Source organism: Chroococcus sp. FPU101, assembly GCF_017312365.1.
Classification (GTDB): Bacteria; Cyanobacteriota; Cyanobacteriia; order Cyanobacteriales; family Microcystaceae; genus Chroococcus.
In genome coordinates this window covers 102472-127804 of sequence record NZ_BLJI01000004.1, presented here as the reverse complement: position 1 = coordinate 127804, position 25333 = coordinate 102472, and the positions used below count along the sequence as shown (strand labels likewise).

The window sequence follows — 25333 nt, the reverse complement described above, 5'->3', positions numbered from 1 at the left end:
ATAGAACCATTGTCCCATTTTATATTCGTTTGCGGTTAAACTTGTGCGAGTGTTTTTTCTTGTTGCTTTTGCTGTCCTACTGTTTTGAGATGTTGTAGTAAAACTTCGATTTCAGCTTGTAGGTGTAGATATTTAACCTGCTGATCGGCTTGATACACTTGCATTACTTTAGTTAGGGAGGGATCTTCTGTAGTAGTTGTTAGCATTGTTCGATCTAAATTGAACTATTATTTTTTAAGTTTGTTCAGAATCTATGATGTACATAGAAAAGAACCAATAGTTATAATTACTTATTGATCTTGGTTTACTTATTGTATCTTAACGAGATCTAATTTTAATCGGGAAAAAGACTAGACAGTTATTTATCTGTCTAATGAGATAGGTCTAATTTCATTATCAAATCTTGTTGAACAAGACTTCTAAATCGTACTGAGCCGCGACTTGTGTCAGTTTAGCCAAATCGTGAGGCTCACTAAAATGAGGAACAACACCTAACACGGGGATATGTGTTAAAGATTGAATCAAATCAATTGGCGTTAAATCGGTAATTTCTTCTGCTGTCGTTGGTTGAACGCAATTAAGAACGATTCCTTTTAGATTAATTTTAGCTTGACGGGCTAAAGCGACATTAGCCACCGCAGCACCGATCGCACCCAATTGCACTGGAACCACTAATACTGTATTTAATCGCCATTCTCCAGCCAGATCCGCTACCGTTAATTCATCAGTGACGGGTGATCCTAATCCTCCTAAAGCTTCAACAATCATAAAATCTTTGTTTTGAATTAAGGAACAAAACGCCTGCCAAACCGTCTTTAAATCGACTATTTTTCCTTCTTTTTGAGCAGCAATTGGCGGAGCAAGAGGAGCAGTAAACTTTAAAGGCGTAACAATTTCAATCGATTGATGAGTGCCAAATAAATCATTATACAATTCACGATCGCCAAAACCCGTCTGCATTAGTTTCATCAAACCCAGAGGTTGATTAGGATAATAATTCAACCAATAGGCAATTAAAGTCGAAGTAAATACAGTTTTCCCTACATTTGTATCAGTTCCAGTCACTAATAAAGCCTTCATAAAAAAACAATTCCTTAAATTTTTGGAGTCAGTGAAAGAGGAAAGCGATCAACCGTATTAACGCTGTGATTTAAGTCACAGTCGTCAGAAAAAAAACAGTTAAAAAAGTTGAACATATATTACACCAGATAAAAAATTAATTAGTTATGATTTAGATGAGATAATTCATTCTCAGAATCGTCTAAAACCTGAGATGATAGAAAAAACTGCCGTAAGTTGAGGGTAAATAGTCTGCTGTGAGCTATTCTGCTACTTTAACACTTCAACCGATGGTTCAACCCCTATCGGATAATCATCGTTTGCGTCTGTTTTCGGGATCAGCAAACGTACCTTTAGCCCAAGAGATCGCCCGTTATTTGGGAATGGATGTCGGGCCAATGATTCGTAAGCACTTTGCTGACGGTGAATTATACATCCAGATTCAAGAGTCGATTCGCGGGTGTGATGTTTATCTGATTCAACCCTGTTGCAAACCAGTTAATGATCACTTGATGGAATTGTTGATCATGGTTGATGCTTGTCGTAGGGCCTCAGCGAGACAAATTACCGCCGTCATTCCCTATTATGGCTATGCACGGGCTGATCGCAAAACGGCTGGCCGTGAATCGATCGCTGCTAAACTGATGGCTAATCTGATCACTGAAGCAGGGGCTAATCGAGTCTTAGCAATGGATCTGCACTCAGCCCAAATTCAAGGTTATTTCGATATTCCTTGTGATCATGTATATGGTACTCCTGTATTAATTGACTATATTAATAGTAAACAGCTAGAAGACTTAGTGGTTGTTTCTCCAGATGTGGGGGGTGTTGCCAGAGCGAGAGCCTTTGCGAAAAAACTCAATGAAGCACCATTAGCCATTATTGACAAACGCCGACAAAGCCATAATGTAGCAGAAGTCATGAATGTGATTGGCGATGTTCAAGGAAAAACAGCCGTTTTAGTCGATGATATGATTGATACGGCTGGAACCATCCTAGAAGGAGCTAAACTGCTGCGGGAAAAAGGCGCAAGACAAGTATATGCTTGTGCGACTCATGCGGTTTTTAGTGGCCCTGCTATTTCACGGCTTTCAAGCGGTATCCTAGAAGAAGTCATGGTAACTAATACGATTCCGCTTGCTTCTGAACAACGATTCGATCAGCTTACAATTCTATCGGTTGCGAATATATTGGGCGAGGCAATTTGGCGGATTCATGAAGATAGTTCCGTGAGTAGTATGTTTCGCTAGTCAATAACCTTCAAAGCATAAATAAATTATAAAATTGATGCTTTGAAGTCTTATCTTTGTAAGTCTTCCGATTTTAGGGTTTTGCTTAATGAAAGCAAATTAATCAGGAGGTGACAAATGATTCTTCAATCCTCATTTCTTTCTACTCATCAAATTATTGATACACAGCAAACCGATTGTTGTATCGTAGGTGGCGGCCCTGCTGGCGTTCTGTTATCATTGCTTTTGGCACGACAAGGCATCTCAGTTACGTTGCTAGAAACACATAAAGATTTTGATCGAGACTTTCGAGGCGATACCATCCATCCGCTAACGATGGAAATTATGGAACAATTAGGATTAGCCGATCGTTTGTTACAATTGCCTCATACAAAAATTGACCAACTGACCTTACGGACAACTGAGCAAGATATTTCTTTTACTGCCGATTTTAGTCATCTTAAAACCCATTATCCTTATGTCACCATCATGCCGCAAGCGCGGTTCTTAGAGTTTTTAATCGAAGAAGCGAAACAATATCCTCATTTTCGGCTGGTTCTTGGGGCTAATGTGCAGGAATTAATAGAAGAAGATGATAGCATTGCTGGTGTACGTTATCGAGGTCAGGGAGGATGGCACGAAGTCAAGGCACTGCTCACAATTGGTGCAGATGGTCGTCATTCTCGTGTTAGGGAACTCGCAGGATTAAAACCCGTTCAATCTTCGGCACCGATGGATGTGTTGTGGTTCCGTATTCCTCGTCTACCTGAAGATGGGTCTGGATTAAATGGACGGGTTGGTAAAGGAAAAATGTTAGCACTTTTAGATCGCTCTGAGCAATGGCAGGTCGCTTATATTATTCCTAAAGGTGGCTATCAGCAAGTCAGAACCGAGGGATTAGCGAAATTTCGTCAAAATTTGGTTGAAGTCATGCCAGAATTCAAAGACAGAGCCGATACTTTACAAGACTGGCATCAAATCGCTTTTCTATCCGTAGAATCAAGTTTTGTACCCTGTTGGTATCGTTCTGGACTACTATTAATTGGTGATGCGGCTCATGTGATGTCTCCTGTCGGTGGTGTCGGGATTAACTATGCGATCCAAGATGCAGTCACAACCGCTAATATTCTCACTCAGCCTTTAAAAAATAAACAGATACAAGACAAGGATTTAGCCGCAGTACAACGACGACGGGAAATCCCAACACGATTTATTCAAGCTTTTCAATCTTTATTACAGCAACGTCTCATTAAAAGTGCTTTAGATGAGCAACAAACTTTTAAAGCTCCAGCATTTTTAAGGCTTCCCTTGTTTCGGAATCTTTTCCCTAGAATTATCGGCTTTGGGCTATTTCCTGTCCATTTAAAGGATGAGTTTTCAGGACTCAAGAACAACATCTAATTAGAAAAATTATGCTAAAAATTCTAGTATTTTATTAGTTTTGTCTACATCGACAAAGCAATATTTTTCGATTAAACTATACCATTTTTCCTTCATTTATGCAAGAAACTGGATGAGGAAAAAATATCTTTAACGAAAAAAAAGCAAATATAGGAAAAATTGATAGCTCAAAGGTTTTCAAGTAAACTTCATATTTGTATACTAATTGAATAATTATCCTACCTTGATTGTTCGTCCGATTATTGTTCCCTAACCTATAGGATAATCACTAGCGAAGATATGAAACGTTTGCGTAAACATCTAACCATGAGTGAAATTGAGCAACATTATCAAGATTGCCAAGATCCGATCGAATGTCGTCGCTGGCAATTATTATTACAAGTTGCTCACTCACCGAACATTCGACAAGCTGCCGAAACGCTAAATATAGATTATGATTACGCGCTAGGCATTATTCGACGATATAATCAACACGGGCCAAAAACTTTAAAGGATCATCGTAAAATTCCTTGGAAGCAACGAGCTAAATGTTGAGTGATGCTAGGAAAGTAATAATAAAAGGTGGGTAGACTCACCTTTTATTATTTTTGTATTATTTAGTTTCTTTATCTGGACAATGATCATCTTGCCATCCGTAGGGGTGCATCGCACAAACCAGTAAATTTCCCCCATAAATCCGACCATGATAGTTTTGACAACCGACACAAGCAGGGTGTGTTGTTGGATCTGGATCTACTCTAGGATTAACTAGCCAATCACTAAGTTCCCCCCAATGATCGGGAAATAAATCATTTTCATCGATCCGCAATTCTAATTCAATTGAAAAAACCTCCTCGATAAATTGTTCGATATCGGTGGCAATTTCGTTATGTATTTCTTCTACTGCGTTTTGGACTTCTTGCACAAACTGTTCAATTCCTTGCGCTACCGAGTCTACAACATCCCAAAATTCTTTTTGCCAGTCGTCCATTGCTGTGATCCTATTAATCTGTAATATAGTTGCCAAAAAAAGCAAGTCAAGAAGCATTCATGCCTAGTATCAGGAAAAAATTAGCTTAATTCCAAATACCCTACAATTGCCTTACTCTCTTTTTAAATTACGGAGTTCATCTTGTAACGATTCTACCTGTTTTCTGAGGTGATCTACGTCATCTGTTGCTGTAGATGGTGATTCTTCATCATCTGAAATGATTTCAATCGGACGCGGTTCTTTACGTTCATTAGTTTCAGGAGATGCGTTAACTTGTTGCTGTGCCTGTTGTACCATCTCATCAACATAACGACGCGCTTCTTCTGCGGTCATTTCTCCGCGTGCTACCATTTCATCAGCAATTTTTTGTGTTTGTGTTTTTAATTCCTGTAGGGTAACTCCTGCTTTTTCCATGCCATACGAAGCAATACCTACTCCTAAGTACACCGCTTTTTGTACCCAATCACCAAGACCTGCCATAATCGTTGATCCTTCTATCACAATTAGCTTACATTTACTAGGATACGAAATCTTGATGGTAAACTGGTATGGCTTTGTTTGACCAATGGTCGTTTGACACCTCTTGAAAAATTTTTCCATAATGAAAAGGAAGATTGAGGCGTGAGTTAAATTGGTCACTTTATTTCAATTCTTAAAGCGAAAAGTCATTCAGGTATCTTGCTTAATTGTCTTCTGCTTCATCTCTTGTCTTTTCAATTCAAAAATTGCCTATGCTCATCCAACAGTCTCGAATGAATTTGAGCAAGGAATTGTCCAAATGCAACAGGGACACTATCAAAAAGCATTACAAAACTTCACAGAAGCTATTGAACAAGGAAAACAGATAGATGCTGCTTATAGCAATCGTTGTGTGGTGTGGCTGAGTCTGGAGCAATACCAACACGCTGATCAAGATTGTACTCTAGCCATACAACACAAGACGAATAATCCTACGGTTTATATTAATCGGGGTTTAGCCTTGTATCGATTGGGACAATATCAAAAAGCAATCACAGACTTTACCACAGCCATACAATTAGATCATGAGGCTTATTTGGCTTATTATAATCGTGGTTTGGCTTATACGGCACTTGGACAACCCTTACAGGCGATCGCCGATTATGATCAAGCTACCCAACAAATGGATCATGCGACTCAAGATCAATTATCGATTGTTTATAACGATCGCGGTTTAGCTTATTTAAACTTGGGTAATTTTACAACTGCGATGTTGAATTTTAACCAAGCGATACAGTTAGATGATCATAATTCACTTGCTTTGTATAATCGAGGTTGCGCGTGTTCTAGGAATAAAAACTATCAACAAGCGATCGCCGATTTTTCCGCAGTGTTGAAACATAATCCTCGTCACGGAGAAGCCTATATCAATCGTGGCATGATTCATCAACGATTAGGCTCTCTTCAAGCTGCCTTAGATGATTTTCGCTTAGGGATACAATATTTGCCGCACCAAGATCATCAAGTTTACAAAATGATCCAAAAACTACGGAAAGTTTTGTCAGAATTTGATACGACAATTGGGTAATGATTAATTTTTCTCTAAAAATTGCTGTATAGCTTGATAGGTTTCATGGGGTGCTTCTTCGGCTAAAAAATGACCGCAATTGATGGCTTTGGCAGTAACATTGATTGCTCGTTGCTGCCAAAGTTCTAAAACATGGTATTTTTTCGCTAAAAATCCTTGTTTTCCCCATAAAACCAACAATGGACATTCGATCTTTTGTTGTCCTATAGATTGATCGTGTTCTAAATCAATGGTAGCCGCAGCCCGATAATCTGAACAGGTGCCATGAATCATCATCGGATCTTGGAAACATCGCTGATATTCGGCTAATGCTTCGGGGGTAAATGCTGTAAAATCACGTCCCCAACTTTTTAAACAATGCTCTAAAAAATAATGAGGATTTGCACCGATTAACGTTTCTGGAAAGGGATGTGGCTGTATGAGAAAAAACCAGTGATAATAAGCTGTCGCCATCTCTTGATCAGCGAGTCGAAAAACGTCATCGGTTGGCACAATATCTAATAAAGCTAATTTTTTGACTTTTTTGGGATAATCTAAAGTCAGACGATGGGCAACTCTAGCACCGCGATCGTGTCCCACCAAATAAAATTTCTTAAAACCTAACATAGACATTAAATTAACCTGATCACTTGCCATCACTCGTTTAGAATAGTTGCTATGATCACCATTGTCTAAGGGCTTATAACTGTCACCATACCCTCTTAAATCTGGTGCAATGACTGTAAACTGTTGGGCAAAAAGAGGGGCGATTTTATGCCACATGACATGAGTTTGTGGATAGCCGTGTAATAACAATAATGGAAAGCCTTGACCCCCCATGACGAAATGAATCGGGATACCATTAACATCTAGGATATGTCTGGTAAAGTGTTCAAATAGCATCTAATACTATGATTTCTGTTATTTATTCTGATGAGTTCCTTCAACATGATACGGGATTATTTCACCCCGAAAAACCAGCGCGTTTAACAGCGATCACTACAGCACTCCATCAAGCAGCATGGGCGGATCAATTACAATGGAATTTACCAATATCTATTGACAAAAGAGACGTTATACCGTACATAGAAAAGTGTCATACCCTAGCGCATATCGATAGAATACGACAGATTGCCGAAAAGGGTGGCGGAATGCTCGACGGTGATACCCCTGTTTCTGCAAAAAGTTATGAAATAGCTTTACTGGCTGTTAGTGCTTGGTTAGATGGTGTTGATCAAGTTCTAACGACACATGAACCCGCTTTTATTTTAGCCCGTCCCCCTGGTCATCATGCGACACAAAAAACAGGGATGGGATTTTGTTTGTTTTCTAATGCTGCGATCGCGGCGCAATATGCTTTAGAAAAACCTAATATTAATCGAGTTGCTATTCTAGACTGGGATGTGCATCACGGCAACGGTACCGAAAATATTGTCGAAAATCACCCGAATATTGCTTATTGTTCCCTCCATCAATTTCCTTGTTATCCTGGTACAGGGCGTGCGAGTGACAAAGGAAAATTTGATAATGTGTTAAATATTCCCATGTTGAGCGAAAGTACGTTGAGTGATTATCAAGTGGCTTTTGAAAAACAAGTTTTACCCTTTTTACTCAAATTCTCTCCAGATTTATTGATTATTAGTGCAGGATATGATGCGAATGAAGCTGATCCCCTGGCATCGATTAATCTTAAACCCAGTGATTATGGCGTATTTACTCAATATCTATTAACTCTCAATTGTCCGATCCTTTTTGGCTTAGAAGGCGGTTACGATTTAGAAGCGTTAGCACAATCTGTTGTCGCAACATTAGAACCATTTGTGAAAAGATGACGATCGCAATTCCGATTAAAGCTATTCAACTAACTGCTGGAAGTGTGATTAGTATCCATCATCTAACTTGGGACGACTATGAAACTATTCTGACGGAACTTGGTGAAAGTCGTTGTTTGCGCCTAACTTATTACCAAGGTACGTTAGAAATTATGTCACCTTTAGCGATTCATGAACGCCCACATCGTATTATTGCTGATATAGTCAAAACGCTTCTTGATATGGAGGGACGAGACTGGGATGATTTTGGTTCGACAACCTTCAAACGCCCCAAAATAGCAGGAGTTGAACCAGATACCTGTTTTTATATCCAAAATGCTGCTCAAATCAGAGGCTGTATCCATATGGATTTAGAAATTTATCCGCCTCCAGATTTAGTAATTGAGTCTGATGTTACATCCTTAACTAATTTTGATGCTTATACAGCCATTGGTGTCCCCGAAATCTGGATTTATAATAATAACCAACTGAAAATATATATTTTTGAAAATGGTAATTACAAAGAAGTATTAAATAGTCCGACTTTTCCCAATCTATCTTTAGTTGACATGATTCCAGTGTGGGTACAACAGGCAATAGAACGGGGAGCCAGTAAAATGCTAAAAGAATTAAGAAACCAAATTAGCTAGTTATTATTTTAACAACACCATCCTGATGATAGAGATCTTGAAACAACTTCGGGTAGAGGGGGTTTTAGGCAAATTGAGGCGAAACTAGAACAAAACGAACTCAATTTGTATTACAAGAGGGGATATGACTATGCAACAATCTTTACGGGCTGTAGGAACCTTTTCTAGTAGACGTGACGCTGAAGCAGCACTGAATGATCTTCGAGATTCTGGCTTTAATATGGATCATGTTTCTGTATTAGGAAAGAATGCAGAAACTGGCGATAATTTAGGTGGAGCGCAGATCAACGAAACCAGCAAGGGAGAAGCAAAAGAGGGCGCGGGTGTCGGTGCCGTTACAGGTACTGTTTTAGGCGGTGTTGGTGGTTTACTCGTTGGTTTAGAAGCTTTACTGATACCAGGGGTTGGGCCTTTCTTGGCTGCTGGAACCTTGGCCGCGACTTTAGCGGGTGCAGGTATTGGTGCTGCTGCTGGTGGTTTGGTAGGTGCTTTGGCGAATTTAGGAATTCCTGAAGATGAAGCAAAGGACTACAATGAACACATCTCTCAGGGTAGATATTTAGTGACAGTAGAAGGAACACTGGATAATATTGATCGAGCAGGTTCAATTTTCCAACGTCATGGTATTAGAGACTGGAATATCTATGATGTAGGCAATAGACGACGTTATGATCGTGGAACAGTAATCCCCGAGAAAATTAATCCAGAAATCTAGATAACATTTGTTGGTAATTTAGTCAAGTCATTAATACGTCAGGGAATCAAATCTCTGGCGTATTAATTATTTAGTTAATCCATAATCTCTTTAATCGCTTCTAATAAACGATCGCATTCTTCATCAGTTCCAATGGAAATCCGAACATAATCGGTAATTCTCGGATGATTAAAATATCGGACTAATACTTTACGGTCTTTGAGATGATTATATAATTCTTTGGCGGACATCCATTGGGGTGAAGCCAGAACAAAATTAGACTCAGAATCAAAAACAATGAAACCCAATTCTCTTAAAGCAGTAATCAAACGACTACGGGAATTTCTAACTTTTTGCCAAATTTCTTGAAAATAAGCATTGTGTTCAAAGGCTGCCGTTCCCAAAGTTTGAGCAATCCGATCTAAATTATAAGAATCCCGTACTTTGTCCATTTGTTCGATAATGGCAGGTGAAGCAACCCCAAACCCAATCCGCATCCCAGCTAAACTATAACTTTTAGACATGGTGCGACTGATAATCACATTGTCGTATTTTTCGAGGAAATCCCAGTGATTCTCGTCACTAAAATCTACATAAGCTTCATCGATTAAAACGATACCGCTTGCTTTTTCACAGGTTTCTTCTAAATACTGACGGTTAAGGTGTAACCCCAATGGAGGGTTAGGAGACGCGAGAAAAATTAATTTAGCGTCACTACAAATAATCGGGGAATCTAATTCAAATTTATCATTAGTGGCAAATTTTGTAATCTTTGCTCCATGTACCTCAGCAATGGTTTCATACAAAGAATACGTTAAATCCAAAAAGGCAACCGTTTCACCCGGATTAACAAAGGTTCGTACTGCAATATTTAGAATATCATCAGAACCATTTCCCGCTAGGATTTGTTTAACGGATACCCCAAAAACCTTAGCCGCCGCTTGACGCAATTTTTGAGAGACTGGATCAGGATACAATCTTACAAGAGCGAGTTCTGTAGAGAGCGATCGAAAGATTTCTTCTGGTGGTGGGTAAGGATTTTCGTTTGTATTCAGTTTAATAAAATCTAAGCTAAGGGGTTGTTCTCCTGGTGTATATCCAGGGGTTTGACTCACACAATCTCGTATCGGTAACATCGGGTTTAGTTTTGATCTACGCAATAAGAACAGTATATCGTTACAAGGTGGCTCAACGTTAGACTAATACAAAAGTATTAATGATTAGATGAATTATTTTCGCTTTGAGAAATCATTTGATTGTCTAAAGCTTTCTTAGCAATGTTTGTTACATATAGTGTAACTGCGACGGTTGCCAATAATCCAATAATATATAAAGACCATTCTAACGGTGTTTTTTCTCGTCCTTGGGTTCCTAGTGTGGCAATATCTCCGACTAAAGAACCGAGATAAACATACATAATCGTACCAGGTAACATTCCGATACAAGAAGCAAGACAATAATCTTTTAGAGAAATTTGCGTTAACCCAAAAGCATAATTGAGAAATACAAAAGGGAATAAGGGGGAAAGGCGCGTTAATCCCACAATTTTCCATCCTTCTTTAGCTACTGCTTCATCAATTGCTTTAAAGCTAGGTTTTTGATTAACCAGGTTGTTTACCCATCCTCTAGCCAAATAACGACCTGCTAAAAAAGAGGCGATCGCTGCTAAATTAGAAGCTACAATGACTAATACTGAGCCTTTGACTACGCCATAAATTGCCCCTGCACCCAAGGTTAAAATTGCCCCTGAAAGCAGTAAAATACTGGCTACAATATAGACCAAAGTGAAGGCAAAGTATCCCCCTACACCTAAACTATCAATCCATTCTAGAAGACGCTGTAATTCATTCTGAATCGGCAAAATGATACTTAAATAATTGACTTCGATGAGCATAAAATTTGTTTTTATCTAATTTTAGATTAAGGTAAATTCAATACAATCACCCAGGTTTGAATCAGGAAACTAAAAAACTCTGCCATTTTCTGACAGAGTTTGGGTGAAAATAAATTATTTGGGTTTGTTCTTAGAACGTAAATGTTCCACGAAGTGTACCAATGAATACATCTTGGTTCTCTCCTAAGAAACGTGCTTGTGAAGGATTTTTAATCCAAATCACACCAGGAGTTAAAGAAATATTATCGGTGACTTGATATTTGTAGAAGACTTCTACGTGAATGGGCGCATCGTAACGGAATTTGACGGGTGTTCCTCTTGAATCTAAACCAGCAACATAAGGAGGTACACCAGCAAAAATACCTAATATGTTGCCAGATTTGAATAAATCAGGGAAGGAAACACCAGCACCGTAACTCCAGACATCGGCATTGCCCCGACCCAACAGAGTAACATTAGAGTACATCCCAAATCCGCTAATACTGAGCCAATCTGTTAATTTGAGAGCCGCTTGTATACCATAGCTATTGACGACCTTTTGTCGAAAATCAAAGGGAATTAAACCCTCAATATAGTCGTCATCAGGAATAGGAGAGCTAAGACTACTATTTAAGTCTGCTGTTGCAAAGTTAGAAAGTTCTGTACCAACTACATTGCCATAAATAGCACTATCAGTACCATGATAGGAGTGTACATAGGTTGCACCAAGAGCTAATCTGTCAAACAAGTTGAAGTTTAACTGACCATAGGCTGCATAATCACCATTGTATAAACCAGCACCTTCTCTGGGATCATTGGCATTGGGAGCTAAATAACCTGCACTAATCGCTGCATTCGGGCCAAGAATACCACCACCAATGGGAAGACTGATACTACCACCAGTACCTGCACCAATTCGGAAGATGGGACTTTCTGAGGCGAAGGTCGATAACGCACCATTACCACCGTCGTAGTCTTCAAAGAATGGATTGGTAGTCGGTAAAAAGTCGCTCGGAATACCACCCCAAGCAGCAACATACAAATTAACTGGGCCAAGAGGTGTATAGTACGCTAACCAGTCAACTGCAACATTATTGTCGGTACTAGGAGCTAAGTTAAAGGTTTGGGTTAAAGTTGGACTAGCAACATTATTAAAATCGACTCGAGCAGCACCACCTTCATTATCAAATCCAACGCTTTGATAGTTTAGTCTGAACCGATCACCAGAACCTGCTGCTAAACGAGTGACTAAACGGTCTTTTCCAGTGAAACTTGTATTAAAGGCTAAACGAACTCTGCTTTGGAAAGCAGTTTGCACTGATTGATCAGATTCACCAAAAACATCAGTGAGCGCGAAAATGACTTCACCGCCTAATTTGGTTGTTGTCGAAAACTGATGATCTTCTAAGAATGAAGTTCTAGCTTCTAAGTTATCAACTCTGGCACCAAGAGCCGCGAGTTCTGCTTGAAACTCTTCCATTAATCTTTTGAGCTTGTCGATGTCCTCACGAAGAACGCTAACACCATCTTGGATTAAACGTTCCATGACGTTCATACAAGCGTTTAAACCTGCGGCAAATTCCCAACGGGTTAGCGCACGATTACCGCGAAAGGTTCGATCGGGATAACCAACAATACATCCATAGCGTTCGACTAAGCTTCTGAGTGCTTCAAACGCCCAGGCTGTCGGTTCTACATCCCGCAATTGATTGACGCTGGTTACTTGATCTAGTGAACCTAACGATCCTTCTGTACTGTAATCTTCGAGTTGATTGACTACAGGGTCAGATGTTGGTTGAACCTCAGTCGTATTGGAGTTGGTCAAACCTGTCTGACTCTCCTCGATCACGTTCAACATATCATCCGCTTGAGCCGGAGACGCAACTGCTAAGGCTATTCCCAAAAGGGTTGGACTTATTAGCAAAGACTTCCAAGTCAGCTTAAACATTTCTAATTGTCCTCACACCATTACACCATAATTAGACTATATAACATTTCTATTCATAGTCTCACTGTTCATTTTATTATATAAAAATAAATTGCGAGTAAAAAAGTAGACAGTTTTGCAGCTTTTCTTAAAATTCGCCTATAAAAAAACTATCCGCCCTTACCCTTGATGTTACTCAATGATTAGTAACACAAGGCTAAAGGCGGTCTAGCGGGTCTCCTAGTTAACGTCTGACTGCCGAGAGAATCTCGAGATCAGTCTTAAAAGGTTTAAGTCTGAGGACTAAAGACTAGCCCCGGCGCACAGCCGACTTTTGTTAACTAGGTGACCCATGGTTTTACTACTTTCTATCATGGGCATCACCTCCTTATTCCCTAAACGGCTTTTACTTAAAGTTCTATATTTATTAGTCTAACGAAGGTGTTTGGAAAATGCAAGGCAATAATCGAGAAATTTTTGAGCAACTGCGGGATATCCCCCAAAATGAATATGTAAGTAAGAAGCATGAAGATTTTGTGTCGTCCATCCCTCTACTGTAGTAATCGCTTTACTTGACAATCCTTGAAGCTCAAACAACGGAAATTCAGGTACATGGGTAACTTGGGAATAGTGAAACTCATGTCCCTTTACGCGATCGCCATAATTAAACATTAATCCCTCTCGCTGTGCGGTTGCTTGACGATAGCCGAGGGTTAATTTTTTTTCCATCCGCGTTACCGTGGGTAAGCTCCCAACCATATCCCAGATTTTGCCATCAAAGTCAATGAGTTGTTCACATAAATACATCATACCGCCACATTCAGCATAGGTGGCTAAACCTTGGGCGATCGCATTTTTGATGTCTTGTCTTAAAATTCGATTTTCGGCTAACTCTTGAGCAAATACTTCGGGAAATCCCCCCCCAAAGTACAATCCATCAATACCTTTTGGTAAACTTGACTCGCTCATCGGACTCCAAAAAATCAGTTCTGCTCCTAGTTTCTCTAAAATATCTAAATTGTCTTGATAGTAAAAACTAAATGCCTTGTCCTGAGCAACCGCTATTTTAACTGGGATAGAAGCGGATGTTATTGAAATCGTTTTTCCACGTTGATTAGCTGTCGCACTTAGTAAAGGTAAAAATTGCTCCCAGTCGAAACTCGTTTGCGCTAATATGGCGAGTTGTTCAAATAATTGATTTGAATTAGATAATTCTAAAGTTGGGATTAACCCTAAATGTCGATCCCGTAGTGCAATTAAATCATGACGACGCAAAACGCCCAAGATCGGAATATTTAAGGGTGATAATGCTTCTTGTAATAGTTCCAAGTGTCGATCGCTTCCAACTTTATTTAAGATCACACCTGCTATTTTTATTTTAGGATCAAGGGAAGAATAACCTTGAGCGATCGCAGCTACCGAACCTGAGAGACGACTACAATCAATAACCAGAATAACGGGAATATTTAAGATACGGGCAATATGAGCCGTACTCGCATAATCTATAAATTGATCATAGCGAACCCCATCAAATAAGCCCATGACCCCTTCAATTAAGGCATAATCTATATTTTGTGAATATTGCCCAAAGCAAGATAGTACATAGTTTTCTGAGGTTAAAATCGGGTCTAAATTGCGACAGGGAAGACTTGTAATCGCTGTATGGAACATCGGATCGATATAATCTGGCCCAACTTTAAATGATTGGACAGAATAACCTTTTTGTGTTAAAAAAGCTAAAATTGCTAAAGTTATTGTTGTTTTTCCTACGCCACTTCGTTCACCTGCAATAATCAAAGCCATTATTTTTTCCAGGGGTTTTTAGTTCCCATCTCTGTCCATGCAGAAAAGAATAAATATAAAATTAATATGGCAATACCTAAGAAAAAAAGCATTACATCTTGATTCATTTAATTTGTTTCAACCTTGATTTTAAAAATTTAATCCTGTCAAGAAACTTTTTTAGATACTGGTAGTCTTTAGCAGTAGTCAAAATGCTTAATCTTGTTCTGCTCCTTTGGTTGTTCAAAAAGAATTAACTAAAACGTATCTTTGTTTCTTTTTGGCTTAAGTGAGAAGTGTCGCCGTTTAATTCCATGCTCCATTGCTCACCACTACGAACAATTTTAATCAAAGCACAGAAAGAAGCATTAATTTTAATCTCACCGCCAATTAATCCGACAGTCGTACCTAGGATAGATGGCCCATGCCCAATTAATAAGATATTCTCATTGAATCGTGAAACTAATTGTCTAGCAGTTTCGGCTGTACGGTATAGCATGGTTTTTTCACTTTCTGGGTAAAGAGGAATAATACAAGATGTATAACTCCAATCAATGCGAGGATAATTTTTTTCTAGCATTTCTTGTGAGTGAAGCTGCGGGTTATTGCTCATCCATGCTGGATTTAACCATTCACTTAAACCTGCTTCTAATTTAATTGGAAGATTGCTCATCTTTGCCACTTGATTAGCTGTTTGAATTGTTCTTAAAAAAGGAGAAGAAAAAATGTGAGAAATTTTTTCATTACTTAGTCTTTTTCCAAGTTCTTGGGCTTGAATCAGTCCATCATCTGAAAGAGGCGGATCATAAGGTAAAGATGCTGTATTAAACCATTCAAGATTTACAAAATCGTGACGGTTACCATGTCTTGCTATCCAAATTGTTTGAGGCATTTAAAATTAGCGTAGTGTTAACTGTTTTTTATTTTGATAAACAAATTTTAGAGGTAAGTGTTCAGTTCTCAAATAGACTTTTAAACATTTCTGTTGTCTATGATGCACTAATTCTTACTGAATCCGATTAATCTATATGTACCGTTTCGAGGTCGATCCCTGTTCGAGTCGCTGTTTAAATTAACTTGAATATCAGACTAAAGGAACATTTATTTAAAATCTTTACAAAACTTTACAGTTTGTGTATTATTATTAAGGTTACATAACTATACTGGATTGACAAAGGAGCCAACAAGTTTAAACTATCTAAACAAAAAAAAACTTTTGGTGTAGGTTCAGCATAGTTTTGAGTTACTTTCTTGACTTAGTTTACTGTCTTCATCCTACTATCCCCCCTTCTTCTCTCTTTAAAAAATCTATAGATAACTCTCATAATGTTTACTCTATAATCTGATTCCTTTTAACCTTTTGTTTGTCTAACTATCTATCAGAGCGATGCACTCGTCATGAAAACTCCTAAAAATCCTACTGATCCAGTCCGCGCCTATCTTAGAGAAATTGGTCGAGTTCCTTTGCTCACCCACGAAGAGGAAATCGTCTTCGCCAAGCAGGTTCAAAGACTAATGGACTTAGAAAGAGTCAAAGAGTCATTAGCAACAAAATTAGGCTCCGAACCAACAGAGAGTCAATGGGCTGAAGCGGCTCAGATTAGCATAGAACAGTTACGCCGTGAAGTCGGTGCGGGAGATTTAGCTAAACGTAAAATGGTAGAAGCAAATCTACGTTTAGTTGTTTCCGTAGCGAAAAAGTATCTTAAACGTAATCTAGATTTATTAGATTTAATTCAAGAAGGTACAATCGGGATGCAGCGAGGTGTAGAGAAATTTGACCCAACTAAAGGATATCGCTTTTCAACCTATGCTTATTGGTGGATTCGTCAAGCAATTACTCGTGCGATCGCCGAAAAAAGCCGTACCATTCGTCTACCCATCCACATCACCGAAAAACTCAACAAAATTAAAAAGGCACAACGCTACTTAGCACAACAAAATGGTCATGCTGCCAGTGTAACCGAATTAGCAGAAGAACTTGAACTTTCTCCCAAACAAGTCAGAGACTATTTAGAAAGAGCGCGTCAGCCCCTTTCATTAGATCTCAGAGTTGGGGATAATCAAGATACAGAATTAGGTGAACTCCTAGAAGACACAGGCCCATCTCCCGAAGATTTTGCCACTCATTCATCCCTACAGATTGATTTAGAAAAGCTAATGGAAGATCTAACCCCCCAACAACGGGAAGTTCTTTCTTTACGCTTCGGTCTTTCTGATGGTCAACCCCTAACATTAGCTAAAATTGGTCATCGCCTCAATATTAGCCGAGAACGGGTCAGACAAATCGAACGAGAAGCCCTTGCCAAACTGAGAAAACGCAAAGGAAATATAAAAGAATATTTGGCAAGCTAAATAAAAGTCGGTGAACTAGATACTAAAGTTCGGTTCTACCGACTTTGAACATCTCAAAAAACTGTTAAATTAAAGAAACAATTCATTAATAATTGTTTCGTTTAATCACTCAAAAGTCCACAGGAGGCCAACGTGAACAATGAATTAAATCGTTCCCAGGGTTTTTTCAATCAAGATGGAGAGAGTAGCGAAAGTTTGTGGCAATATGTACAGTCGCTAAGTCCAGACACGATTACGCAACTTTCTAAACCCGAATCATCTGAAGTGTTTCAGGTGATGGAACGCAATATCATCGGTTTACTCGGTAATCTTCCTTCGGAGCATTTTGGGGTGACCGTAAATACCAGTAGAGAAAATTTAGGTCGTTTACTCGCTTCTGCAATGATGAGTGGTTATTTTCTCCGCAACGCCGAACAACGCATGAACTTTGAAAAATCTCTGTTTAGCATTCAGAGTCATGTAAAAGATGATAGTTCCGAACATTAATTTTCCTTGATGTCTAAAGCTGATTCGATACCGAACCCATGCAGGATCAAACATCAGTTTTAGATATTGTCAAATTAAGACGAGATCTTTTATCTTGGTATGCTCAGTCGGGTCGGAAATTACCTTGGCGTGAAAATCTTGATCCCTATTCCATTTGGGTTTCGGAGATCATGTTACAGCAAACCCAAGTTAAAACCGTTATTTCCTATTACCATCGTTGGTTAAATCTTTTTCCCACAATAGAAGCCCTCGCCACATCAGATTTACAACAAGTCTTAAAAGCTTGGGAAGGATTGGGCTATTATGCTCGTGCGCGTAATTTACATCAAGCAGCACAAATTATAGTTAGAAATTATCAAAAGAACGTCCCTCAAGACTTAAATACTATTTTAAAATTACCTGGAATTGGTCGAACCACAGCAGGCGGAATTCTAAGTGCTGCGTTTAACCAGCCCGTTTCTATTTTAGACGGTAATGTTAAGCGTGTTTTATCTCGGTTGATTGCTTTACCTGTTCCCCCAAAACAAGCTCTTGAAAAACTTTGGCATTTATCAGATCATTTAATTGATCCAGATTCGCCAAGAGACTTTAATCAAGCTTTAATGGACTTGGGGGCAACTGTATGCACGCCAAAAAATCCAGTATGTTTATTATGTCCTTGGCAGCCCTTTTGTCAAGCCAATCATCAAGGAATCCAAAATCAAATCCCTATGACTGAAACTGCCGCGCCCATCCCTCATAAAAAAATCGGTGTCGCCGTCATCTATAATGAGCAAGGACAAATCTTAATTGATCGTCGTCCCGCAAAAGGTTTACTTGGCGGACTTTGGGAGTTTCCAGGTGGTAAAATTGAAGAAAACGAAACTGTCGAAGAATGTATTAAACGAGAAATTAAAGAAGAAATTGATCTTGAGATTGAGGTTAATGATTTACTAATGACAGTTGATCATGCTTATACTCATTTTCGCGTTACCTTATATGTCTACAATTGTCGTTATCTTGCAGGTGAAGCGCGTCCCATTGAATGTGACGAAATTCGGTGGGTGACAATTGATGAACTTGAACAATTTCCGTTTCCTAAAGCTAATCTTAAAATTATTAAAGCTTTAAAAGAAAGACATTCAAAAATGCTCTAAATTTAAGCAAGCTATTGATTTTTATTGGCTCTAACTTTGGCAACAGTTTTATCAAAATATTGGTTCAGCAAAGGTAAAAATAGACTATGGATTTTAGCTAAAATACTCATCTCGGAACCTGGTGTAATAATAAACGAATTACGTTTAATTCCTTGAAGAATTGCTTGTCCTACCTCTTCAGCACTCCAAATTTTAGCAGTAGCAGTAATGGCTTTAGTTTCGGGGGGTTTCGTTTTATTTTCTTGTTTAAGTTGCGGTGTATCTGTATCGGGTGGATAAACAATCGAAAGATTAATACCTGATAGTTTTAATTCACCTCTTAAAGATTCTGCTAACCCTCGAATGGCAAATTTACTAGGACTATAAGCACTGTAACCATATATACCAATTAAACCCGCACCTGAAGATAAAACAATAATATGACCTTTTTTACGTTTTTCCATTTCTGGCAAGACGGCTTTAAGGCAATAAAGTGTACCGAAATAATTAACCGCCATGGTTTTTTCAAAAACATCAATAGAGAGGTTTTGAAAATAATCTGGATGAGCAATTCCCGCAGAAGTTACTAAAATATCAGGGAGGCCAATTTGTGCAATAGCCTTAGTAATTGCTTGTTCAATCGAGATGCGATCGCTCACATCTGCTGCTAAAGCTAGTATTTTTTGTTCGGGTGATTTACACAATTTTTTCAATTCATGTTTTGCTGCTTCTAGTTTTTTTGGATCTCGTGCAATAATTGTTATATTGCTTCCTTCTTTTGCTAATAATTGTGCTGTGGCTTGTCCAATTCCACTAGAGCCACCTGTAATGATTGAATGTAGGTGCTGAAAATACATAAAATTTTCTCCAAAGAATTATTTAAAGTTTAATAATATATTTTCTATTTTTTTGACAAATAAAAAAAATAAATGTATAATTAATTTTTAGAAATTATAATATTTTTAAAATAAATAACCTGTATTGTTAAATAATTTTTGATGAATCAGTCCTTTGCAATCCAGACAACAAAAAAGAGAAATCAATTATTTATCGGTTTAGTGTCAGTACTAACTTTCGTCACATTTTTAACTAACGCTAAGATGAACCCTCATTTTTCGGCTTTAGCAGTAGAACCATTGTCGAATCAAAAACAAATTAGCCAAAAACAAAGGGGTGTACGCGAAGGACAAGTAACGCTGACAGGTGAACAAGGACAATATACAGGAAAAATGATCGTTAGAGCTAGTCCTGCGATCGCCTGGGCGGTTTTAACCGATTATGATAATTATGAAAAATTTCTCCCAGATGTAGCCGAAAGTAAAATAATCGAAAACAATGGTAATAATAAGATTTTTGAACAAATCAAAATTATTCAGGCGGCTATTTTTAGTAGAAGATCAAAAATTCGCATCGCCGTCACTGAAACCTACCCGAAAAAAATTGCTTTTAGAATGACATCGGGTGAAATCAAATCCTTAGAGGGATCTTGGACAATTCAACCGCTTTCTAAACCGAATGGTAATACGCCAATCCAACTTTTGATCACGCATCAAGTGGAAGTCGATCCAGGAGGTGTATCATGGCGAGGTATTTTTTATGGTATTTACGAAGACAGCCTAGAAGAAACCTTACAAGCGATTTCTAAAGAAATTAATCGAAGAGCGCAGATGAATCAATAGTTAAGCCCCATCAGTGAGCAGGGGTCACTCCTATGTAACAATAATAAGGTTGTTTCAAAAGATTTCAGGACTGTTGTGCTTTCAGAAGTAGCAGAAAAGAGGGAAGTTATGAAAGTCGGTGATCGCGTCCGTGTCAGTCAATCTGTCGTGGTTTATCACCATCCGCAACACAAAAAGGAACCATTCGACATCATAGGAATGGAAGGGACGATCATTAGTATCATTACCACATGGGAAGGTAGACCAATTAGTGCTAACTTGCCCATCGTCGTTGAGTTTAGTCCAAAGTTTAAAAGTCATTTTCGTGACTCGGAACTTGAAGCGATCACCAATTGAACAACGTCGATGATCTTTTCACTTTTTTTAAAATAGGCTTCTCATAAGGGGTCAATTTTTGATACCGTACTAATCAGAACAAAGATTAGATCACCATCTTAAAAAAGGGATCATATACAATCTTGTCATTGTCAAACGGAGAACTATAAAAATGTCTATTATCTTTCAAATCGCGCTAACTGCATTGGTTCTGTTTTCTTTTCTCATGGTTGTTGGGGTACCTGTGGCTTATGCTTCACCTCAAAACTGGGATCAAGCTAAACCCCTACTTTATATCGGATCTGGTGTTTGGATAGCCTTAGTACTTCTAGTCGGTGGTCTTAGCTTCTTTGTCATCTAACTCAACAATTAGAGTACTTTGTTTTTTAGGGAAAAGGGTTAAAGGTTAAAAAATTTCCCTTGACCCTTAATCCTTGATCTTATTTAATTAGTTCACTACTCACTGCTTCATTAGCATATGACCGTTTTTGAGGGAACATTTCAAGATTCAGCCTCTTTTCGTTTTGCGATCGTAATTGGTCGTTTTAATGATCTAGTGACTGATAAGCTTTTGTCGGGATGTCAAGACTGTCTCAAACGTCACGGCGTTGATGTTGACCCAAATGGTACACAGGTTGATTATGTCTGGGTACCTGGAAGTTTTGAAGTACCGATGATGGCTCGTCAGTTAGCATTAACTCATCGTTATGATGCCATTATCTGTTTAGGAGCGATTATCAAAGGACAAACGCCCCATTTTGATTTTGTGGCAGCAGAAGCCGCTAAAGGAATTGCGGCGGTGGGCTGGCAAACTGGAGTTCCCGTTGTGTTTGGGATTCTCACTACCGATACCATGCAACAAGCTTTAGAACGAGCAGGCATTAAGAGTAATTTGGGTTGGAATTATGCCCTTAATGCCCTAGAAATGGCGAGTTTAATGCGTCAAGTCCAAAAACTGGATCACGCCGAAGCGGGAACCATTTCAGTTTTACCCGTATCAGCACCCACACAGCTAAATGCGGCTAATCTAAAAGAAACGGAAAATTTAGACTCTAATACTTGACAAACACCCTAAAGTTTGAGATGATAATTAAAGTCTGAAATTTGCGGGCATAGCTCAGTGGTAGAGCGTCACCTTGCCAAGGTGAATGTCGCGCGTTCGAATCGCGTTGCCCGCTTAGTGAAAAAAGTTTATTCAAAAAAATTAAAAAAAGCTTTAATGATCGATTCATCGAGCTTTTAATTAAGGTTTAAATTAAGGGATCAAACCACCTATTGATGACACAGCATATACTAGAGAGTACGAAGTATAATTAACCTAATTTTTCTACTGATCTTGTGCGACCACAAAAGTTTCAAAAAATAGAATTAAATCAAGATTATCCGTGTCCTTGTCGTCGGCGAGGTCATTTAAGCCCAATTATTTTGACAGAAGCATTAGGCTGTGAGAGGTGTCAGCAAATTTTTGTCGTTCAAGACAATGGTCATGTAATTGAACAACTTTCCTCAACTTATCCTTATAAGCGTTCTTGGCGTTGGACGGGACATCGTTGGTTAGCGGCCAATCCTCGATTAGGAGAGGGCTACTTACCCGTTATACTAGGCATAATTTTACTTTTACTGATTGTTTGGCTTCCTTTAGTCCTGAATGCGCCGTCTAGTGTGGGGATGATTCTTTGGGCAATCCTAGCAATGCTACTGATTATTTTACCTGCTCTGATCTTTTGGTTAGCCTATCGGCGTTAGAGATGTATTTATGAGTGCAGAAATTATATCTGATCCAATCCTGACGACTGTTAAACAGAGTTATCAAGCGTTTCTAGACCTAGGAACTTGTACAGGGACTCAACGCAGTCGAGCCGTAAAAGCCATGTCTCAAGGCATCAAATTAGCCTTTGACGAGATTTTACAAGCTAATACCCTAGATTTAGAAACGAGTCGGGAATTAGCGGTGTCTGAACAGATCTTAAGATGGCTGAAATTAACTCCACTCCGTCTCGAAGTCGCAGTAGAAGTTCTAGAGCAACTTGCAGAAGCAGCCGATCCGATTTTACAAGTCAGCAACGCCTCCTATCAACTCAATCCCTCACAAACCTATTGTCAAAGAATGCCTTTAGGGGTGGTTGCTTTAATTTATGAAGCTTTTCCCGAATTAGGTGCGATCGCGGCTGGATTTACCATTAAAACTGGTAATAGTTTAATCTTACGAGGTTGTGGCACGTCGAGTCATTCTAGTAGAATTATTGCCAATATTCTGCACTCTGCCTTAGAAGATACTGGACTGCCCGTTAATTGTGTGCAATTGATTGATTCTGATGACACTTATGGCATTGATCAATTAGTCAACAAAGATCAGTATATTAATCTTGTCATTCCCTATGGTCGTCCGAGTTTAATTAGTCGAGTTAGTCAACTAGCCACCGTTCCCGTTTTAAGATCAGCGATGGGAAATTGTTATTTATATTGGTCACCGAGTGGGGAGCTAGAACTGACTCGCCATATCATTATCGATAGTCATACGAGTATTCCTGATCCCGTTAATAGTATTGAAAAAGTTTTAATTAGTACTAAGCACAATCCGTCATTATTGGGAAGATTATTTAACAATTTGAAAGAAAAGGGCTTTATCCTCAAAGGGGATATTGATTTAGTCGCAAATTTTCCCGATTATTTGATTAAAGCATCCGATACAGAATGGAGTAAACCGTATTTAGATAAAGTTGTTGCCTTTAAAATTGTCGAAGATTTATCTAGCGCGATCGCATGGATCAATAGTAATAGTAGTGGTCATGCCGATTGTATTGTTACAGAATCTTATCGAGAAAGCCGACAATTTGCCATGAATAGTGATTGTGCTTTGGTTTATATTAATTCATCACCTCGTTTTTCTCGCAATCCCAAACAGGGAGAATCGGTTTTTTTAGGCGTTTCTAATCAAAAAGGTCAACGCAGAGGTTTAATTAGTTTAGAGACGTTTACGACGCTTAAACAAGTCGTTCAGGGATAACTTACACTGCTTGTCATTAATGCTTCACTCATTTCAAAGTTAGAAGTGACATTTTGGACATCATCTAAGGATTCTAAAGTATCGATGAGTTTAAGGAGCGATCGAGCTTGTTCTGGATCACTGACTTCAATCATATTACTTGAAATCCAGCGTAATTCGATTTCTGCTACAAGTAGTCCTTTAAATTGTAAAGTTTGTTGTAAGTGATCTAGATTAACAACTTCTGTAAAAACTTCTACCCCTTTCCCATCTTCATCATCAAAATATTCATAACTATCTGCACCACCTTCTACGGATGCTTCTAGAAGTAAATCTTCTTCTATTTCTCCGTCTAGCAAAATCACACCTTTTTGATTAAACATCCAACTGACGCAACCTGTTTCACCTAAGTTACCGCCATTTTTACTAAAAGCCACTCTTAAATCAGCAGCCGTTCGGTTACGATTATTGGTTAAAGCTTGAATAATAATAGCTACTCCACCAGGGCCATAGCCTTCGTAGCGAATTTCCTCTAAAATGGTGCCATCGTTGTATTTGCCTGAACCAATAGCGATCGCGCGTTCGATATTATCATTGGGAATACCTGCGGTTTTGGCTTTTTCGATAGCGGTTCTGAGTTGAAAATTTCCTGCAGGGTCTGGTATCCCGTTACGTGCTGCTACAATAATTGCGCGGGATAATTGAGTAAATGTCTTTCCTTTTTTTTGATCGACTCGCTCTTTTTGACGTTTAATATTCGCCCACTTACTATGTCCTGCCATCAAGAGTATCAGTAGTAATGTTTTTTTCTAGATTACTATAAATTGGAAAATACAGCATATCTAAAGGATGTACTTTACTCTAAAAATCAATAAAATAAATTACAATCAAAGGCTACTATAAAAAAATTATTTATTACATTTAGCTGAAGAATGGCAAAATTAACTGATGAAACATTAACTTTAATTTTTCAATTACTAAGACAACTTGCAGAAGGAATAGAAGATGCCTCAGCGACAGAATGGTTACTTTTTGAACGCTACGGAGAAACAGAGAGAACAATTACTGAATTAGATGAGTTGCAAAGTGCAAGAGAAAGACAGAGAATTTCATATTCTCGCTTAAATTCAATTCTGTTAACTGTATTAGAAGCTCAACCTGTTGCCTCTAATGCTATGCTAGACTTGTTAGCGCAAGCAATTGAGCAAGCCTCAGCTAATCTAGCAGGTTCTAATGCCAGTATTAGAGAAATTAAAGAAGTTTGGAATTTATCGTCATGAATTCATCTTATCCTTATCCTGATGAACTATCTCGTCAACGAGCCTTAGAACGCTTAAGAGAAACTAATCGTCAATTAGAATTACATAACTTACAGCTAGAGGAAATCTTGGCAAAGCTTGAAGCAGAAGTACGTCAGCAAAAACGCGAACGTTTACTAAAAAGCAAAAAATAGAGACGCATCGTAACACGTCCCTA

30 protein-coding genes and 1 tRNA gene are annotated in these 25333 nt (G+C 38.6%); 19 read left to right on the top strand and 12 right to left on the bottom strand.

Translation table 11 applies throughout. The features are described from left to right. Positions 1–35: 35 nt before the first annotated feature. Positions 36–206 carry a hypothetical protein gene (locus CFPU101_RS06540; RefSeq protein WP_206814525.1) on the bottom strand — a complete coding sequence of 57 codons (171 nt, stop codon included), beginning with the start codon at positions 204–206 and terminating at the stop codon, positions 36–38. 190 nt (positions 207–396) lie between these two features. Further along, positions 397–1080 (bottom strand): dethiobiotin synthase, encoded by a 684-nt coding sequence (bioD, locus tag CFPU101_RS06535; protein ID WP_206814524.1) that lies wholly within the window; start codon positions 1078–1080, stop codon positions 397–399. A gap of 236 nt (positions 1081–1316) precedes the next feature. Here bioD and CFPU101_RS06530 point away from each other — a divergent pair, with 236 nt between their 5' ends. The 3 genes from CFPU101_RS06530 (at position 1317) to CFPU101_RS06520 (ending at position 4223) form a co-directional block, all read left to right on the top strand. After that, positions 1317–2309, top strand: coding sequence for a ribose-phosphate pyrophosphokinase (locus CFPU101_RS06530; protein ID WP_206814523.1), 993 nt, complete (start codon positions 1317–1319; stop codon positions 2307–2309). Between the two features lie 117 nt (positions 2310–2426). Beyond that, positions 2427–3689, top strand: a complete 1263-nt coding sequence (locus CFPU101_RS06525; RefSeq protein ID WP_206814522.1) for an FAD-dependent oxidoreductase — start codon at positions 2427–2429, stop codon at positions 3687–3689. 279 nt (positions 3690–3968) lie between these two features. Then, positions 3969–4223 carry a helix-turn-helix domain-containing protein gene (locus CFPU101_RS06520; protein ID WP_206814521.1) on the top strand — a complete coding sequence of 85 codons (255 nt, stop codon included), beginning with the start codon at positions 3969–3971 and terminating at the stop codon, positions 4221–4223. Between the two features lie 58 nt (positions 4224–4281). Here CFPU101_RS06520 and CFPU101_RS06515 read toward each other — a convergent pair whose 3' ends face one another. Beyond that, entirely contained in the window at positions 4282–4659 is a 378-nt protein-coding gene (locus CFPU101_RS06515) for a hypothetical protein (protein WP_206814520.1), read from the bottom strand. 111 nt (positions 4660–4770) lie between these two features. Next, the gene (locus tag CFPU101_RS06510) at positions 4771–5139 is read right to left on the bottom strand and encodes a phasin family protein (RefSeq protein WP_206814519.1); all 369 of its coding nucleotides are present in this window, start codon (positions 5137–5139) and stop codon (positions 4771–4773) included. A 151-nt stretch (positions 5140–5290) separates the two neighbouring features. On the opposite strand from CFPU101_RS06510, the gene CFPU101_RS06505 reads away from it, so the two are divergent. After that, positions 5291–6205, top strand: coding sequence for a tetratricopeptide repeat protein (locus CFPU101_RS06505; protein ID WP_206814518.1), 915 nt, complete (start codon positions 5291–5293; stop codon positions 6203–6205). Positions 6206–6208: 3 nt separating this feature from the next. Here CFPU101_RS06505 and CFPU101_RS06500 read toward each other — a convergent pair whose 3' ends face one another. Beyond that, entirely contained in the window at positions 6209–7087 is an 879-nt protein-coding gene (locus tag CFPU101_RS06500) for an alpha/beta fold hydrolase (RefSeq protein ID WP_206814517.1), read from the bottom strand. Positions 7088–7095: 8 nt separating this feature from the next. Between CFPU101_RS06500 and CFPU101_RS06495 the strand changes: the two genes are divergently transcribed. The 3 genes from CFPU101_RS06495 (at position 7096) to CFPU101_RS06485 (ending at position 9360) form a co-directional block, all read left to right on the top strand. Then, positions 7096–8016, top strand: coding sequence for a histone deacetylase (locus CFPU101_RS06495; RefSeq protein WP_206814516.1), 921 nt, complete (start codon positions 7096–7098; stop codon positions 8014–8016). Next, positions 8013–8645: a Uma2 family endonuclease gene (locus CFPU101_RS06490; protein WP_206814515.1), complete on the top strand. Its 633-nt coding sequence runs from the start codon at positions 8013–8015 to the stop codon at positions 8643–8645. Before CFPU101_RS06495 ends, CFPU101_RS06490 begins: the two co-directional genes overlap by 4 nt. Before the next feature lie 130 nt (positions 8646–8775). Beyond that, on the top strand, positions 8776–9360 hold the full coding sequence (locus tag CFPU101_RS06485) for a general stress protein (RefSeq protein ID WP_206814514.1): 585 nt from the start codon (positions 8776–8778) through the stop codon (positions 9358–9360). Between the two features lie 74 nt (positions 9361–9434). Here CFPU101_RS06485 and hisC read toward each other — a convergent pair whose 3' ends face one another. The 5 genes from hisC to CFPU101_RS06460 all read right to left on the bottom strand — a co-directional run bounded on the left by hisC (position 9435) and on the right by CFPU101_RS06460 (position 15813). Continuing rightward, positions 9435–10475 (bottom strand): histidinol-phosphate transaminase, encoded by a 1041-nt coding sequence (hisC, locus tag CFPU101_RS06480; protein ID WP_206814513.1) that lies wholly within the window; start codon positions 10473–10475, stop codon positions 9435–9437. Between the two features lie 77 nt (positions 10476–10552). Next, positions 10553–11233, bottom strand: coding sequence for a TVP38/TMEM64 family protein (locus CFPU101_RS06475; RefSeq protein WP_206814512.1), 681 nt, complete (start codon positions 11231–11233; stop codon positions 10553–10555). 130 nt (positions 11234–11363) lie between these two features. Continuing rightward, positions 11364–13160 (bottom strand): iron uptake porin, encoded by a 1797-nt coding sequence (locus tag CFPU101_RS06470; RefSeq protein WP_206814511.1) that lies wholly within the window; start codon positions 13158–13160, stop codon positions 11364–11366. Positions 13161–13571: 411 nt separating this feature from the next. Then, the gene (locus tag CFPU101_RS06465; protein ID WP_206814631.1) at positions 13572–14936 is read right to left on the bottom strand and encodes a cobyrinate a,c-diamide synthase; all 1365 of its coding nucleotides are present in this window, start codon (positions 14934–14936) and stop codon (positions 13572–13574) included. Between the two features lie 238 nt (positions 14937–15174). Beyond that, positions 15175–15813 carry a histidine phosphatase family protein gene (locus CFPU101_RS06460; protein ID WP_206814510.1) on the bottom strand — a complete coding sequence of 213 codons (639 nt, stop codon included), beginning with the start codon at positions 15811–15813 and terminating at the stop codon, positions 15175–15177. 506 nt (positions 15814–16319) lie between these two features. Here CFPU101_RS06460 and CFPU101_RS06455 point away from each other — a divergent pair. The 3 genes from CFPU101_RS06455 (at position 16320) to mutY (ending at position 18898) form a co-directional block, all read left to right on the top strand. Continuing rightward, the gene (locus tag CFPU101_RS06455) at positions 16320–17276 is read left to right on the top strand and encodes an RNA polymerase sigma factor, RpoD/SigA family (RefSeq protein ID WP_206814509.1); all 957 of its coding nucleotides are present in this window, start codon (positions 16320–16322) and stop codon (positions 17274–17276) included. 132 nt (positions 17277–17408) lie between these two features. Further along, positions 17409–17762: a DUF760 domain-containing protein gene (locus CFPU101_RS06450; protein ID WP_206814508.1), complete on the top strand. Its 354-nt coding sequence runs from the start codon at positions 17409–17411 to the stop codon at positions 17760–17762. Positions 17763–17800: 38 nt separating this feature from the next. Then, positions 17801–18898: an A/G-specific adenine glycosylase gene (gene mutY / locus CFPU101_RS06445; protein ID WP_206814507.1), complete on the top strand. Its 1098-nt coding sequence runs from the start codon at positions 17801–17803 to the stop codon at positions 18896–18898. A gap of 11 nt (positions 18899–18909) precedes the next feature. Here the strand turns inward: mutY and CFPU101_RS06440 are convergent, their stop codons facing one another. After that, positions 18910–19734: an SDR family oxidoreductase gene (locus CFPU101_RS06440; protein ID WP_206814506.1), complete on the bottom strand. Its 825-nt coding sequence runs from the start codon at positions 19732–19734 to the stop codon at positions 18910–18912. A gap of 141 nt (positions 19735–19875) precedes the next feature. On the opposite strand from CFPU101_RS06440, the gene CFPU101_RS06435 reads away from it, so the two are divergent. The 7 genes from CFPU101_RS06435 (at position 19876) to CFPU101_RS06405 (ending at position 23878) form a co-directional block, all read left to right on the top strand. Beyond that, positions 19876–20556, top strand: coding sequence for an SRPBCC family protein (locus tag CFPU101_RS06435; protein WP_206814505.1), 681 nt, complete (start codon positions 19876–19878; stop codon positions 20554–20556). A gap of 108 nt (positions 20557–20664) precedes the next feature. Beyond that, on the top strand, positions 20665–20892 hold the full coding sequence (locus CFPU101_RS06430) for a ferredoxin-thioredoxin reductase variable chain (RefSeq protein ID WP_206814504.1): 228 nt from the start codon (positions 20665–20667) through the stop codon (positions 20890–20892). A gap of 151 nt (positions 20893–21043) precedes the next feature. After that, a complete protein-coding gene (psbZ, locus tag CFPU101_RS06425) occupies positions 21044–21232 on the top strand; it encodes a photosystem II reaction center protein PsbZ (RefSeq protein WP_206814503.1) in 189 nt (62 codons plus the stop codon). Positions 21233–21349: 117 nt separating this feature from the next. Beyond that, positions 21350–21934 (top strand): 6,7-dimethyl-8-ribityllumazine synthase, encoded by a 585-nt coding sequence (gene ribH, locus CFPU101_RS06420; RefSeq protein WP_206814502.1) that lies wholly within the window; start codon positions 21350–21352, stop codon positions 21932–21934. A 43-nt stretch (positions 21935–21977) separates the two neighbouring features. After that, positions 21978–22049, top strand: a tRNA-Gly gene (locus tag CFPU101_RS06415). 160 nt (positions 22050–22209) lie between these two features. Then, positions 22210–22617 (top strand): hypothetical protein, encoded by a 408-nt coding sequence (locus tag CFPU101_RS06410; RefSeq protein ID WP_206814501.1) that lies wholly within the window; start codon positions 22210–22212, stop codon positions 22615–22617. Positions 22618–22627: 10 nt separating this feature from the next. Continuing rightward, the gene (locus CFPU101_RS06405; protein WP_206814500.1) at positions 22628–23878 is read left to right on the top strand and encodes a glutamate-5-semialdehyde dehydrogenase; all 1251 of its coding nucleotides are present in this window, start codon (positions 22628–22630) and stop codon (positions 23876–23878) included. Here the strand turns inward: CFPU101_RS06405 and CFPU101_RS06400 are convergent. Next, the gene (locus CFPU101_RS06400) at positions 23869–24639 is read right to left on the bottom strand and encodes a YebC/PmpR family DNA-binding transcriptional regulator (RefSeq protein WP_206814499.1); all 771 of its coding nucleotides are present in this window, start codon (positions 24637–24639) and stop codon (positions 23869–23871) included. The genes CFPU101_RS06405 and CFPU101_RS06400 overlap by 10 nt on opposite strands. A 150-nt stretch (positions 24640–24789) precedes the next feature. Between CFPU101_RS06400 and CFPU101_RS06395 the strand changes: the two genes are divergently transcribed. Both CFPU101_RS06395 and CFPU101_RS06390 read left to right on the top strand, forming a co-directional pair. Further along, positions 24790–25137, top strand: a complete 348-nt coding sequence (locus tag CFPU101_RS06395) for a hypothetical protein (RefSeq protein ID WP_206814498.1) — start codon at positions 24790–24792, stop codon at positions 25135–25137. Then, positions 25134–25310 carry a hypothetical protein gene (locus tag CFPU101_RS06390; protein ID WP_206814497.1) on the top strand — a complete coding sequence of 59 codons (177 nt, stop codon included), beginning with the start codon at positions 25134–25136 and terminating at the stop codon, positions 25308–25310. Before CFPU101_RS06395 ends, CFPU101_RS06390 begins: the two co-directional genes overlap by 4 nt. Positions 25311–25333 lie beyond the last annotated feature (23 nt).

What these genes read in the sequence shown, in the direction of transcription:
- CFPU101_RS06500 (WP_206814517.1), bottom strand. Translation starts at nt 7,087, where the DNA reads ATGCTATTTGAACACTTTACCAGACATATCCTAGATGTTAATGGTATC.
- CFPU101_RS06390 (WP_206814497.1), top strand. Translation starts at nt 25,134, where the DNA reads ATGAATTCATCTTATCCTTATCCTGATGAACTATCTCGTCAACGAGCC.
- CFPU101_RS06470 (WP_206814511.1), bottom strand. Translation starts at nt 13,160, where the DNA reads ATGTTTAAGCTGACTTGGAAGTCTTTGCTAATAAGTCCAACCCTTTTG.
- CFPU101_RS06400 (WP_206814499.1), bottom strand. Translation starts at nt 24,639, where the DNA reads ATGGCAGGACATAGTAAGTGGGCGAATATTAAACGTCAAAAAGAGCGA.
- CFPU101_RS06395 (WP_206814498.1), top strand. Translation starts at nt 24,790, where the DNA reads ATGGCAAAATTAACTGATGAAACATTAACTTTAATTTTTCAATTACTA.
- CFPU101_RS06520 (WP_206814521.1), top strand. Translation starts at nt 3,969, where the DNA reads ATGAAACGTTTGCGTAAACATCTAACCATGAGTGAAATTGAGCAACAT.
- CFPU101_RS06490 (WP_206814515.1), top strand. Translation starts at nt 8,013, where the DNA reads ATGACGATCGCAATTCCGATTAAAGCTATTCAACTAACTGCTGGAAGT.
- ribH (WP_206814502.1), top strand. Translation starts at nt 21,350, where the DNA reads ATGACCGTTTTTGAGGGAACATTTCAAGATTCAGCCTCTTTTCGTTTT.
- CFPU101_RS06430 (WP_206814504.1), top strand. Translation starts at nt 20,665, where the DNA reads ATGAAAGTCGGTGATCGCGTCCGTGTCAGTCAATCTGTCGTGGTTTAT.
- CFPU101_RS06525 (WP_206814522.1), top strand. Translation starts at nt 2,427, where the DNA reads ATGATTCTTCAATCCTCATTTCTTTCTACTCATCAAATTATTGATACA.
- CFPU101_RS06460 (WP_206814510.1), bottom strand. Translation starts at nt 15,813, where the DNA reads ATGCCTCAAACAATTTGGATAGCAAGACATGGTAACCGTCACGATTTT.
- CFPU101_RS06510 (WP_206814519.1), bottom strand. Translation starts at nt 5,139, where the DNA reads ATGGCAGGTCTTGGTGATTGGGTACAAAAAGCGGTGTACTTAGGAGTA.
- CFPU101_RS06495 (WP_206814516.1), top strand. Translation starts at nt 7,096, where the DNA reads ATGATTTCTGTTATTTATTCTGATGAGTTCCTTCAACATGATACGGGA.
- CFPU101_RS06405 (WP_206814500.1), top strand. Translation starts at nt 22,628, where the DNA reads ATGAGTGCAGAAATTATATCTGATCCAATCCTGACGACTGTTAAACAG.
- bioD (WP_206814524.1), bottom strand. Translation starts at nt 1,080, where the DNA reads ATGAAGGCTTTATTAGTGACTGGAACTGATACAAATGTAGGGAAAACT.
- CFPU101_RS06440 (WP_206814506.1), bottom strand. Translation starts at nt 19,734, where the DNA reads ATGTATTTTCAGCACCTACATTCAATCATTACAGGTGGCTCTAGTGGA.
- psbZ (WP_206814503.1), top strand. Translation starts at nt 21,044, where the DNA reads ATGTCTATTATCTTTCAAATCGCGCTAACTGCATTGGTTCTGTTTTCT.
- hisC (WP_206814513.1), bottom strand. Translation starts at nt 10,475, where the DNA reads ATGTTACCGATACGAGATTGTGTGAGTCAAACCCCTGGATATACACCA.
- CFPU101_RS06540 (WP_206814525.1), bottom strand. Translation starts at nt 206, where the DNA reads ATGCTAACAACTACTACAGAAGATCCCTCCCTAACTAAAGTAATGCAA.
- CFPU101_RS06435 (WP_206814505.1), top strand. Translation starts at nt 19,876, where the DNA reads ATGAATCAGTCCTTTGCAATCCAGACAACAAAAAAGAGAAATCAATTA.
- CFPU101_RS06485 (WP_206814514.1), top strand. Translation starts at nt 8,776, where the DNA reads ATGCAACAATCTTTACGGGCTGTAGGAACCTTTTCTAGTAGACGTGAC.
- CFPU101_RS06515 (WP_206814520.1), bottom strand. Translation starts at nt 4,659, where the DNA reads ATGGACGACTGGCAAAAAGAATTTTGGGATGTTGTAGACTCGGTAGCG.
- CFPU101_RS06475 (WP_206814512.1), bottom strand. Translation starts at nt 11,233, where the DNA reads ATGCTCATCGAAGTCAATTATTTAAGTATCATTTTGCCGATTCAGAAT.
- CFPU101_RS06455 (WP_206814509.1), top strand. Translation starts at nt 16,320, where the DNA reads ATGAAAACTCCTAAAAATCCTACTGATCCAGTCCGCGCCTATCTTAGA.
- mutY (WP_206814507.1), top strand. Translation starts at nt 17,801, where the DNA reads ATGCAGGATCAAACATCAGTTTTAGATATTGTCAAATTAAGACGAGAT.